Origin of the sequence: Micromonospora sp. NPDC005171, assembly GCF_040608575.1 — a bacterium.
Classification (GTDB): Bacteria; Actinomycetota; Actinomycetes; order Mycobacteriales; family Micromonosporaceae; genus Micromonospora.
On record NZ_JBEXIM010000004.1, the window covers coordinates 13,515 to 25,302 of the forward strand.

Consider the following 11,788-nt stretch of genomic DNA (forward strand, 5'->3'; position numbering starts at 1 on the left):
TGCTCCGCGTTGAGCGGGCGGGCGGTGGGAGTGCGGCGTTGGGAGCCGAGCCGGATGGACCGGTCAGCTCAACAGAGCGCGCTCGCGTGCCGGACCAGGTCGACGTGCACACGAGCGGTGAGGAGAAGCTCATCCCGCTGCGACATGATCCCATGCTGCCGGGAACCGGAACGAGCGGTCAACGACCTTCCAGAAGATGAGACTTCTATCGCTGCCGATGTTACAAACTGCCATGAACAGCGTTTACCTTGGCGCAACACCTATCTGGTGGATAGGGATTGTGGTGCCCGGTGGTCACCGTCCAGGACGGACAGCGAGAGGGTTTCAGAAGTTGCCGGTTCGGGAATGTTCGATCTCGACACGGCAGGGAACGGTGACGAGGGGAGTGCTCCGATGGGCCTCATGTTTCGCAAGCGCAAGAAGTACGGTCCGATCATCCTGAACTTCACCGAGAACGGCTTCTCCTCGTGGAGCATCAAGATCGGTCGCTGGTCCTGGAACTCCAAGGCGCGTGCGCACCGGGTCGACCTGCCGGGTCCGCTGTCCTGGAAGCAGGACAAGTCCCGGTCGTAAGCCTCCCGGGAGTCGAGCGGGGTGCCGGTGATTCACCGGCACCCCGCTCGGCGTCTGTGGGGTGGGGCGCTCAGCGCGTCGGGGTGATGAGCTCGTCGCCGGCGAGCCGGCCGGACTCGCGGTCGCGTCGCAGGGCGCCGGCGTCGAGCAGGTCGGCGAGCGCCCGGTTGGCGTCGGCCGCCCGGTAGACGGTAGCGGTGAGGGTGTGCCGGCGCAGCTCGGTGACCGGCCGCGGCCCGCCCGCCCGCAACTCGGCCAGCAGCTCGCGGGCCAGCGGGTCGAGGTCGGGTTCGTCTACCACGTCGACAGTCGTGCCGGTCGGGTCCAGCGGGTCGCGGAAGCGCACGTCGAGGTCCGCGCCGACCGCCCAGAGCGCGTCGCGGACCGCCTCCAGGCTCCGGTCGGAGCGGCTGCCGAATGCGATGACCCCGGCGGTTTCGCCGCCGGGCAGCACCGGCGCCACCTCGGCGACCAGGGGAAAGCCCGCGGAGACGAGCACGTCTCGGGCGCTGTCGGTGGTGTGCAGCAGTAGCTCTCCGGTCCGGCCGTTGGTTGCGGCGGCGAGCACCTTCGGCGTCACCGCGCCGGGCAGGTCCACGAAGGAGAACAGTGGCGCGCCGGCCGCCCCGGCGGCCTTCACCGCGACCGGCAGCCGGTACGCGTCGCCGGGCAGCAGGTGCACGGTGACCTCGGCGGGCAGCTCAGCCTCGATCGGGCCGAGTCGGGCGGGCAGGTCGGCGGCGGCGTCGGCCAGCACCAGCACCGTCACCTGCCGGCCGCGCGCCTGGTCGCCGTGCGAGGCGACCAGGCGCAGCGTGGCCTCCGCGCCGCCCGCGTCGGCGCCGGCGAGGGCTATGGTGGCCCGCCGGGAGCGGTGCAGGGCTGCGGGCAGCCAGGTCGTCAACTGGCGGACCAGCAGCTCGCGGAGGAATTCGGTGGTCCGGTCGGTCGGCATCGGTCCGTTCTACCGTACGGGCGGTCAGGCCGGGACGGAGATCCCCACCCCGCCCCGGGTCTGCCCGCCGTAGCGCTGCCGCTCGGCGTCCAGGTCGAGCCGACCGATCTGCTTGCGGGCGGCCAGCGCGGTGTCGTCGAGCAGGTCGGCCGGGATCAGCCAGACCACCTCGAACTCCAGGCCGTCCGGGTCCTTGCCGTAGAGGCTCTTGGTCGTGCCGTGGTCGGAGGTGCCGACCAGTGCGCCGGCCGCGACGAGCCGTTCGGCGGTGGCGGCCAGCTCGTCAAGCGTGTCCACCTCCCAGGCGAGGTGGTAGAGGCCGACGGTGGACCGGCCGGCGGTGGACCGGCCGGCACCCGCGCCGATCTCGAAGAGGCCGAGGTCGTGGTCGTTGGTGGAGTCGGGGGCCTGGAGGAAGGTGGCGCCCCGGAAGCCGTCCGGGGTCATCGCCACCGGGCGGAAGCCCAGCACGTCGCGGTAGAACGCGACGCTGCGGGCGAGGTCACTGACGTAGAGGACCGCGTGGTTGAGCCGATGAATACCCATGGCCCGAGGCTAGCGCGGTTTAGTTGAACATTCAACCATCGAGGGTATGATGGCGGTCATGACCCGCTGGCTGGACCCCGACGAGCAACGCACCTGGCGCGCGTACCTCACCGCCTCCCGGGTGCTGATGGACACTCTCGACCGCGAGTTGCAACGCGACGCGGGCATGCCGCACGCGTACTACGAGATCCTGGTTCAGCTCTCCGAGGCCCCCGGTCGCCAGCTCCGCATGAGCCAGCTGGCCCAGGCGGCGGGGTCGTCCCGCAGTCGGCTCTCGCACGCGGTGGCCCGGCTGGAGGCCGCCGGCTGGGTGCGCCGCGAGGACTGCCCCACCGACCGGCGGGGGCAGATCGCGCTGCTCACCGACGAGGGTTTCGCGACCCTCGCGGCCGCCGCACCCGGCCACGTCGAGGGGGTACGCCGACACCTGTTCGACGCGCTGAGCCCCGCCCAGGTCGATCAGCTGCGCCGGATCAGCGAGACCCTGGCCGAGCACCTGACCGGATCCTGACCAATCGACACCGGCGCGGGTCTTGTACTTACCGTCGTCGGATGAGCACGATGGGGCGTGTCTTCCGGCTTCGGTGAACTGACTGATCAGGCGCACCACCTCGTGTCCTCCGGCGATCTGGCCGGCGCACAGCAACTGCTGTCCGACGCGCTCACCGACGCCGACCCCCGCCCGGCCAACGCCACCCCCGAGCTGGCGGAGGCGGCCAGCCTCCAGGCGCGGGTGCTGATCGCCCTCGGTGAGCCGCACTCGGCCCGGGGATGGGCCGCCTTCGCGTACGCGGCCACCACCCGCCTGCACGGGCGATCCGACCCACGCACGGTGGCCGCCGCGGCGACCCTGGCCGCGGTGCTGCACCGGGTCGGCAGCCACTCCCGGGCGGCGCGGCTCTACCAGGAAGTCATCATCGAGCTGACCGCGCAGGACGGCCCGGAGTCGCTGCGGGTGCTCGCCGCACACGCCGACCTGGCCACCGTGGAGTACGCGCGCGGCCAGTGCACGGTGGCCCGCGACCGTCTCCAGGACGCCTGGGAGCTGCACCGCGAGGTGTACGGCGACGGGCACCCCAGCGGCATCAAGATGCTGGCGCGGCTCGGGGCGATGCAGCGCGACTGTGGGCAGTTCGCCGAGGCACACGACAACCTGGCGCTCGCCCGTGAGCTGTGCCGGCAGCACCTGTCCGCCGACGACCCGCTGGCCACCCAGGTGGCGGCCCTGGCCCGGGCGGCGGCGAATCCCGACCACGCCTGCGCCGACAACCCGCCCACGGCCCGGGACACGCCGGTCGTGCCGGCCGCCCGCGTCCCACCACACGGACACGGGCCGGCCGAATCCGACTACCACCCGCCGGCTGCCGCGACCCACCACGCCGGGTCGGTTCCGAACCCCCGGCTGCCCTCCGACGAAGCGGTCGGGTCGACGGGCGGCAGATGGCCGACCGAACCGGCGGACGAGCTTCCGCCCCACCCCACCAACCCTCCGGTGCCCCCGTCGGTGGTCGGGCTGGCCGGCGGCGCGGAGGAGCAGCCCGGGGTGTACCGGCTGCACCGACCCGCCGCCCCCACCGACCCGTACGCACCGCCGGACCCGTACACGTCGTCCGACTCGTATCCGCCGTCCGACCCGCACGCACCCGCCGACTCGTACCCGCCGCCCGACCCGCACGCGCCGCCCGACTCGTATCGGCCGTCCGACCCGTACTCGCGAGCGGAGCCTTACGCGCCGGTCGAGCCGTACACGCCGTCGCGGCTGTTGCCGGTGCCCGTGCACCGCGCGCCGCCGGAGCAGCGCAACCGGCTGGTGCCGGTGCTGGTGGCCGGCGTTGTCGTGGTGCTCCTCGGCGCGGCAGCGGTGATCGCCGGCGTAGCCCGGGTCGACGGCGACGACGAGCCGACCCCGCCGCCGGCAAGCGCCTCCCCCACCGCCGGCGCGTCGGCCGGCACCGCGCCCGCCCCGGGCGGCACGGCACCCACGTCGGCTGCCGCCGCGGCCCCGCCCGGCACCCCACCGAGCGAGGTGACCCTGCGCGACACCCGGGACAGCATCGCGCTGAACTGGACCTACCCGGCCGGTGGCGAGGGGCCGGTGGTCATCGCGGGCGGTCGCACCGGCCAGGCCCACAACATCTTCGCGACGCTGCCGGCCGGCACCACCAGCTTCGTCATCTACGCGCTCAACCGCACCAACGACTTCTGCTTCACCGTCGCTGTCGCCTGGTCCACCGACACCGTGGCCCGTTCCAAGCAGGTCTGCACCCGCCGCCGCTAACCCGCCAGCCACTGCCCCGCCAGCCACTGCCCCGCCAGCCACTGCCCCGCCCGTCACGCCCACAGCCACGCCCCGCCGACATCACTCAGCGTGGGCTTACCCGTCGGCAGACCTGCCGTGACACACCGTCACACCCAACCACAATCCCATCCAGCCTTTGCTCTGCTTACCTATACGCACCACTGCGGATGACCAGCTGAAACGTCGTCATCGCGCTTCACCACGCGCAGGCGAGCATCACTTGACGTAACTGTCGCACCCGCGGGTGCAGAGCAAAGGGTCATCGGTGGGCGGTTGGGGGCGGATCGCCGTCACGGACCGTCAACTGTTCGCCGCCCTCGGCCGGCAACGCCGGCAGCAGCAGGCACACCCGTAGCCCCTGCTGCTCCGGCGCGTCGCTCAGGATGATGCTGCCGCCAGCGCGTCGGACCAGCTCCCGGACGATGGCCAGGCCCAGACCGGCGCCCCCGTCGTCGCGGGCCCGCCCGTCATCCAGCCGGGTGAACCGGTCGAAGACCCGCTCCCGGTCGGCCACCGGGATCCCCGGGCCGTCGTCGGTCACCGTCACCAGGTGGTATGCCCCAACGCCAGGCCCAACCGCAGTCCCCGCCGTCCCCCCTCTTCCCGCCGTGCCCGCTCTCCCCGCCGTGCCCGCTCTCCCCGCCGCCCCTGCCGTCGCCGTCGCCGTCGCCGTCGTCGCCTCGGCCGTGAGCACGACATCGCCCCTCGCGTGCCGTACCGCGTTGTCGACCAGGTTGGCCAGCACGCGACGCAGCTCCTCGACGGTGCCGATCGTCCAGAGCGGGCCCGTCGGCGGCGTCACCCGCACCGGCGGCGACGGGTAGCGGGCGGCAACCTCGGTCAGTAACGCGCCCAACTCCACCGGGCCGGTCCCCCGGGTTGGTGGAGTCTCGTCCAGCCGGGCCAGCAGCAGGAGGTCGTCGACCAGGCGGCTCAGCCGCTCGGTGTCGGCGAGCAGGTTGGCGGTCACCGCGGTCCAGTCGGTCCGGTCGGCGAGGCGCTGGGCCACCTCCAGCTCCGTCCGGATGTTGGCCAACGGGCTGCGCAGCTCGTGTGCGGCGTCGGAGACGAAGGCCCGCTGCCGGACGCGGGCGGACTCCAGCCGACCCAACATGCCGTTGAGGGTGACCGCCAGGCGGTGGATCTCGTCGGCCGACGCCGGCACCGGCAGCCGGCCGGCGCCGGCCCTCCCGGTGATCTCCTCGGCACCCTGACGCAACGCCTCGACGGGCCGCAGGGTCGCTCCCACCACCCGCCACGCCACCCCGGCCAGCACCGCCACCAGCAGCGGGAACGCCACCAGCAGGATGGTCCGGACCACGTGGGTGCTGTGCCGCACGTCGGCCATCGAGCGGGCGACCAGCACGGTGAGCGGGTCGGCCGCGGTGCCGGCGGGTACGGCGACAACCCGGACCGGGCCGTTGAGCCCGACCCGCTCGGCCGGCACCTCCAGCCGCTGCCGACCGTCGCGATTTAGTCGCTCCGGGCGGACCATCGGCACCAGGCGGTCGGCGTCGATCGAGGCCGCCCGGATCCGCCCCTGCCCGTCGACGACCTGCACGCGGACCTGCCCGCCGGCCACCGGCAGGGGGTCGGGCAGCGCGTCCTCGGCGGCGAGCAGGGCGACCGCGTCAGCGGTGCGGAACGCCTCGGTGTCGACCGTGCGCTGGAGCACGAAGCCGAGCGCGCCGAGCAGCACCACACCGCCCAGGGCAAGCCCGACCGTGAGGCCGAACACACCGATCGCCAGGAGCCGCCCCCGCAGCCCGAGGACCGGCATCCGGCCGAGCCTCGCCCGACGGGTGGGTGCCGGGCCGTCGCCGGTCACGTCGCCAGCCGGTAGCCGGCGCCCCGGACCGTCTCCAACCGGTCCCGGCCGAGCTTGCGGCGCAGGTAACCGACGTACACCTCGACGGCGTTCGGCGCGGTCTCCAGGCTCGCGTCCCAGACGTGGTCCAACAACTCGATCTTCGAGATGACCTGGCCCGGCCGGCGCATCAGGTAGTCCAGCAGCGCGAACTCCCGCGCGGTCAAGGCCACCTCGGCGTCCGCCCGGGTCACCCGACGGCGGGCCGGGTCCAGCCGCAGGTCACCGACCGTCAGCACGGTCGGGCGCTCCGGTGCGCCCCGACGCAGCAGTGCCCGCAGCCGGGCCAGCAGCACCACGTACGAGAAGGGTTTGGTCAGGTAGTCGTCGGCACCGCAGTCGAGGCCGTCGGCCTGGTCGTACTCGCCGTCCTTCGCGGAGAGCATCAGCACCGGCAACCAGTGCTGCTCCGCCCTCAGCCGCCGGACCAGCTCGTAGCCGGAGAGGCCGGGCAGCATCACGTCGAGGATCATGGCGTCGTACCCGCCGTGCCGGGCCGCATCCAGGCCGGCCGGGCCGGTCGCCGCCACGTCGACCGCGAACCCCTCCGCCTGGAGACCGCGTTGCAGGGCAGCCGCCAACCGGGCTTCGTCCTCCACCACCAGCACGCGCACAGGTCAAGGGTGCCACCCGGGTCAAAGGACGCGGTTCGGCGTCCTCAGCGCGTTCACAGCACGCAGGGGGCAGGATGGCCCCAGGAGGTGCCACCATGTCCGTCCTGAGAAGCCGTCCCGTCCTTCGTTGGCTGGTCCCGGCCACCGCGGCCGTCGCCGTCATCGGCGGAGGCGCGGCGATCGGCACGTTCGCCGCCGAGGCCGAGCCGAGCCTGCCGCCCCGAACCGCCGCTCAGCTCCTGGTCGACCTACAGACATCCCGGCTGGAGGGGTTGTCCGGGACCGTGGTGCAACGCGCCGATCTCGGTCTGCCGTCCCTCGTCGGGCTCGTTCCCGGCAACGAGCTGACCACCCTGCTGACCGGCACCCACACCCTGCGGGTCTGGTATTCCGGGCCGGACCAGCAGCGGGTCGCGCTGATGGACACCCTGGGCGAGCAGGACATCATCCGCAACGGTCGGGACCTGTGGACCTGGCAGAGCCGCGGCAACACCGCCACCCACCGCACGCTGGGCGGCGACGCCGGGGCCTGGAAGCCCGCCCCCGAGCCGGCGGCGAGCCTGCCGGCCACCCCGCAGCAGGCCGCCGACCTGGCGTTGGGCGCGATCGACCCGAGCACCGAGGTCAGCGTCGGCCGGTCAGCAACCGTCGCCGGCCAGGACGCATACGAGTTGGTGCTCCAACCGCGCGACAGTGCCTCACTCGTGCACCAGCTGCGGATCGCCATCGACGCCAAGCAGCACGTGCCGCTGCGCTTCGAGGTGCTCGCGAAGGGCAGCGACCGGCCGGCGTTCGAGGTGGCCTTCACCCAGGTCGACTACCGCCGCCCGGACGCCGACCAGTTCACCTTCAACCCGCCGCCCGGCGTGACGGTCGACGAGGAGAAGGCCGAACGGCCGGCGGCCGGTAAGCCGGGCCACGCCGCACCGATGGGTGACCCGCAGGTACGCGCGGTGGGCTCCGGCTGGACGACAGTGCTGGTCAGCCGCCTCGACGGGGCCGACGTCGGCCGGAAGATCCCCGCGAAGCCGGCTGCGGCAGCGGGCGGCTCCGCGCCGGACGTCGACGTGTCGAAGCTGCTCGGCGGACTGCCGGCGGTCAGTGGCGACTGGGGCAGCGGTCGGCTCCTCACCAGCAAGCTGTTCAGCGTGCTGCTCACCGACGACGGCCGGGTGCTCGCCGGAGCCGTCACTCCGGAGCGGCTCTACCAGGCCGCCCGCGGCTGAGATCTCCGCGGTGTTCGCGCCGGGTCGACCTGACGGTCGGCCCGGCGCTTCGCTGTCAGTCACCCAAGGTCAGGAAACGCCGAGGGCGCTGAGGTACGCGTCGGCGAGAACCGCGTGGCCGGGCAGGTACGGGTGGACGCGGTCGTCGGCCCAGCGCGTCGCCAAACTCACCGCCAACACCCGGTCGAACGCCGCCTGGTTGGCCACGTGCACCGCGTCGAACTCGGTGGCCAGCCCCGCCACGACCGCCGCGTACCGGTCGGTGTCGGCGCGTTGCGGGTCGCTGCGGTCCGCCTCGATGAGGAACGGGTCGCCGAGGATCAGCCGGCAGCCGGTGGCGCTGACCGCCCGACGCAGCAGATCGCGCAGCGTGCGCTCGTACTCCTCGATGCCGACGCCCTCATCCGGCCGGTCACCGTAGTGCCGCCAGATGTCGTTGATGCCGATCAGCACCGCGAGCCAGTCGGGGCGCTCCGCGATGGCGTCGTCGTCCCACCGGGCGGCCAGGTCCCGTACCGTGTCGCCGCCCACACCCCGGTTGACCCACTCCAGCTCCAACTCCGGGTGCCGCGCGCCGACCAGGGCGCGCACGAGGCTCACATATCCGCTGCCGTAGGGCGCGGCGACGTCACGTCGACCACAATCGGTGATGCTGTCCCCGATGAAGACCACCCGTTGCCCGGTCCGCAGGATCATCCGCCGCCACCTCGCGATCACCGGCGCGCCGGACCGCCCGGCTTGGTGAGAACCGACGGAACGCGCTATCTTCAACAGTTCCAAGGCACAAAAAAGAACGGCTAAAAGCCGTTCCTGCAAAGGATTCTAATCTTTAGGGAGACGGCTTGTCAAGGCACTCCGGCGGTTCCGGCGAATTGCCGCTCGGCGACGAGATCGGTCGCGAGCAGGAGTACGTCTCGATGCTCTACAACCGGCTGGACGAGCTGCGTGAGCAGGCCGCCCACCGACTCACCGCCGAGCTGCACAACACCGGCGGCACCCTCCAGGATCGCTCGCAGCGCGACAGCTCGGTAGCGATGTACGCCGATCAGGTCGAACAGTTCTCCGCCGTGGAGAACGGGCTCTGCTTCGGCCGTCTCGACGGCGACGACGACTCCCGCCGCTACATCGGCCGGATCGGCATCTTCGACACCAGTGGTGACTACGACCCGCTGCTGATGGACTGGCGGGCCCCCGCCGCCCGCCCGTTCTACCTCGCCACCGCCGCGAACCCGCAGGGCGTACGCCGTCGCCGGCACCTGCGCACCCGGCAGCGCAAGGTGACCGGGCTCAACGACGAGGTGCTCGACATCGACACCGCCTCCCCCGGGGCGCACGAGGAGCTGACCGGTGAGGCGTCGCTGCTCGCCGCGCTCAACGCGGGTCGTACCGGCCGGATGCGCGACATCGTCGAGACCATCCAGGCCGAACAGGACGGGATCATCCGCGCGGAACTCCCGGGCGTGATGGTGGTCCAGGGCGGCCCCGGCACGGGCAAGACCGCTGTCGCGCTGCACCGGGCGGCGTACCTGCTCTACACGCACCGCCGGGAACTTTCCAGCCGTGGCGTGCTGCTGGTCGGCCCGAACGCGACCTTCCTGCGCTACATCTCCCAGGTGCTGCCGACGCTGGCCGAGACCGGCGTGCTGCTGCGTACCCAGGGTGATCTCTTTCCCGGGGTGAGCGCCCAACGGACCGAGCCGGCCGAGACCGCGGCGCTCAAGGGCCAAGCGGTGCTGGCCGAGGTGTTGGCGCTGGCCGTACGGGACCGGCAGTGGGTGCCGGACGAGCCGCTGGAGATCGAGGTCGAGCGGGAGACGCTGACCCTCGACCCGGAGATCGTGCGGGCCGCCCGGGACCGGGTCCGCCGCGCGGACCGACCGCACAACCTGGCCCGCGCGCTGTTCGACGTGGAGATCGTGCACGCGCTCGCCGAGCAGGTGGCCGAACGCATCGGCGCCGACCCGCTCGGCGGAGACAACCTCCTCGACGAGGCGGACCGGGCCGAGATCCGCCGGGAGCTGCGCGAGGAGCCGGAGATCCGGGCCGCCCTCGACCAGTTGTGGCCGGTGCTCACCCCGCAGCGGCTGCTCGCCGACCTGTACGCCGACCCGGACCGGATCGCCGCCGCCGCGCCGATGCTCAGCGAGGACGAACGGGCGCTGCTGCGGCGCGAGCGCGGTGGCTGGTCGCCGGCCGACGTCCCGCTGCTGGACGAGGCCGCCGAACTGCTCGGCGAGGACGAACGCGCCGCCGCCGCCCGGCGGGACCGGATCCGGATGATGGAACGGGAGTACGCCGAGGGCGTGCTGGAGATCGCCCGGGGTTCCCGCTCGATCGACGTCGAGGACGAGGCCGAGGGCGGTGAGATCCTCGGCGTGACCGACCTGATCGACGCGGATCGGCTGCTGGAACGGCAGGAGGAGGCCGACCGGCTGACCACCGCGCAGCGGGCCGCCGCCGACCGCACCTGGGCGTTCGGCCACGTCATCGTGGACGAGGCGCAGGAGTTGTCGCCGATGGCCTGGCGACTGCTGATGCGCCGCTGCCCGAGCCGGTCGATGACGATCGTCGGGGACGTGGCCCAGACCGGCGCGCTCAGCGGCACGCCGTCCTGGGCGGACGCCCTCGCCCCGTACGTCGAGCGGCGGTGGCGGCTCACCGAGCTGACGGTCAGCTACCGCACCCCCGCCGAGATCATGGCGGTGGCCGCCGACGTACTGGCCGAGATCGACCCGGCGCTGCGGCCGCCGCGCTCGGTGCGGGAGAGCGGCGTACCGCCGTGGGACCGGACGGTGCCCGACGGGCGGTTGGCGGCGGAGCTGGTCGCCGAGGCCAGTCGGGAGGCGGCCGGGCTGACCGAGGGCCGGCTCGGGGTGCTCGTGCCGGCCGGCCGGGTGGGCGAGTTGGGCGCGGCGGTGACCGCCGCCCTGCCCGAGGCCGCCGTCGGTGAGCATCCGGAGCTGGAGAGCCGGGTGGTGGTGCTGACCGTCGCGCAGGCCAAGGGGTTGGAGTTCGACTCGGTGCTGGTGGTCGACCCGGACCGGATGGTGGCCGAGTCCCCCCGCGGACGCAGCGACCTGTACGTGGCCCTGACCCGCGCCACCCAACGTTTGGGCGTCCTGCGGCCGGCGAGCTGAGCACGAAACCCGCCGCCCGCACCGAGTTGTCGCTCGGCGGGGGCGGCGGGCATGTTCAGGCGGTCAGTCGTTGGTTGACCGGTCCCTGATGGACCTGGCCGGTTCCGGCGCGGAGGTGGACTGGTCGCTGGTGCTGCCGCCCATCGGGGTGCTGAGGCCGCCGGTGGTGGCATCGCCGGTGGTGGTCGGTGCGACAGTGCCCGGGTGCCGCTCCGGCTGCCGGGCCACCCGGCGTACGCTCGCCGGCCCGGCGGTGCCGCCTGTGGTGGTCACCGCGCCCTGTCCACCGACGGGGCCGCCGTCGCGCAACACCTGCGGGTCGATCCGTTCGTTCGCCGGATCGAGTGGGTCATCTCGCTGGATCTGGCTCTCCACATCGGTGCGCGGCACCGTCACCTCGTCGAGGGCGCCCTTGCCGTACACGCCGCCGGCGATCCGGTCCTCGGCCTCGCGGGCGGCGTCCTGCCGCATGTCGTCCTCACGCACGTCCATCACCTCGCAGAAGCTGTGGAACTGACTGCGTGCCCGGCCACCGGCCGACCAAACCCGGTGTGACCGGGAGGTCGTCCAC

General features: G+C 72.9%; 12 protein-coding genes. 5 read left to right on the top strand and 7 right to left on the bottom strand.

Going from position 1 to position 11,788, the window contains the following annotated elements; all coding sequences use genetic code 11:
- Nucleotides 1–68: 68 nt before the first annotated feature.
- On the bottom strand, nucleotides 69–146 hold the full coding sequence (locus ABZU74_RS08355; RefSeq protein WP_349881247.1) for a putative leader peptide: 78 nt from the start codon (nucleotides 144–146) through the stop codon (nucleotides 69–71).
- A gap of 247 nt (nucleotides 147–393) precedes the next feature.
- Here ABZU74_RS08355 and ABZU74_RS08360 point away from each other — a divergent pair, with 247 nt between their 5' ends.
- Nucleotides 394–573: a DUF4236 domain-containing protein gene (locus ABZU74_RS08360; protein ID WP_030333600.1), complete on the top strand. Its 180-nt coding sequence runs from the start codon at nucleotides 394–396 to the stop codon at nucleotides 571–573.
- 70 nt (nucleotides 574–643) lie between these two features.
- Here the strand turns inward: ABZU74_RS08360 and ABZU74_RS08365 are convergent, their stop codons facing one another.
- Both ABZU74_RS08365 and ABZU74_RS08370 read right to left on the bottom strand, forming a co-directional pair.
- Nucleotides 644–1,528 carry a hypothetical protein gene (locus tag ABZU74_RS08365; RefSeq protein ID WP_355419814.1) on the bottom strand — a complete coding sequence of 295 codons (885 nt, stop codon included), beginning with the start codon at nucleotides 1,526–1,528 and terminating at the stop codon, nucleotides 644–646.
- Nucleotides 1,529–1,552: 24 nt separating this feature from the next.
- On the bottom strand, nucleotides 1,553–2,074 hold the full coding sequence (locus tag ABZU74_RS08370) for a VOC family protein (protein ID WP_355419816.1): 522 nt from the start codon (nucleotides 2,072–2,074) through the stop codon (nucleotides 1,553–1,555).
- A 49-nt stretch (nucleotides 2,075–2,123) separates the two neighbouring features.
- Here ABZU74_RS08370 and ABZU74_RS08375 point away from each other — a divergent pair, with 49 nt between their 5' ends.
- On the top strand, nucleotides 2,124–2,585 hold the full coding sequence (locus tag ABZU74_RS08375; protein WP_030333595.1) for a MarR family transcriptional regulator: 462 nt from the start codon (nucleotides 2,124–2,126) through the stop codon (nucleotides 2,583–2,585).
- Between the two features lie 57 nt (nucleotides 2,586–2,642).
- Nucleotides 2,643–4,352, top strand: coding sequence for a tetratricopeptide repeat protein (locus ABZU74_RS08380; RefSeq protein ID WP_355419818.1), 1,710 nt, complete (start codon nucleotides 2,643–2,645; stop codon nucleotides 4,350–4,352).
- Nucleotides 4,353–4,632: 280 nt separating this feature from the next.
- Here ABZU74_RS08380 and ABZU74_RS08385 read toward each other — a convergent pair whose 3' ends face one another.
- Entirely contained in the window at nucleotides 4,633–6,123 is a 1,491-nt protein-coding gene (locus ABZU74_RS08385) for an ATP-binding protein (protein ID WP_355420490.1), read from the bottom strand.
- 74 nt (nucleotides 6,124–6,197) lie between these two features.
- The gene (locus tag ABZU74_RS08390) at nucleotides 6,198–6,854 is read right to left on the bottom strand and encodes a response regulator transcription factor (protein WP_355419820.1); all 657 of its coding nucleotides are present in this window, start codon (nucleotides 6,852–6,854) and stop codon (nucleotides 6,198–6,200) included.
- Between the two features lie 95 nt (nucleotides 6,855–6,949).
- Here ABZU74_RS08390 and ABZU74_RS08395 point away from each other — a divergent pair, with 95 nt between their 5' ends.
- Nucleotides 6,950–8,080, top strand: coding sequence for a hypothetical protein (locus tag ABZU74_RS08395; protein WP_355419822.1), 1,131 nt, complete (start codon nucleotides 6,950–6,952; stop codon nucleotides 8,078–8,080).
- A gap of 69 nt (nucleotides 8,081–8,149) precedes the next feature.
- Here ABZU74_RS08395 and ABZU74_RS08400 read toward each other — a convergent pair whose 3' ends face one another.
- Entirely contained in the window at nucleotides 8,150–8,776 is a 627-nt protein-coding gene (locus ABZU74_RS08400; protein WP_355419824.1) for an SGNH/GDSL hydrolase family protein, read from the bottom strand.
- Nucleotides 8,777–8,922: 146 nt separating this feature from the next.
- Here ABZU74_RS08400 and ABZU74_RS08405 point away from each other — a divergent pair, with 146 nt between their 5' ends.
- Nucleotides 8,923–11,217, top strand: a complete 2,295-nt coding sequence (locus ABZU74_RS08405; protein WP_355419826.1) for an ATP-binding domain-containing protein — start codon at nucleotides 8,923–8,925, stop codon at nucleotides 11,215–11,217.
- Nucleotides 11,218–11,280: 63 nt separating this feature from the next.
- On the opposite strand, the gene ABZU74_RS08410 is transcribed toward ABZU74_RS08405, so the two are convergent.
- Nucleotides 11,281–11,703, bottom strand: a complete 423-nt coding sequence (locus ABZU74_RS08410; protein WP_355419828.1) for a hypothetical protein — start codon at nucleotides 11,701–11,703, stop codon at nucleotides 11,281–11,283.
- Between the last annotated feature and the right edge of the window lie 85 nt (nucleotides 11,704–11,788).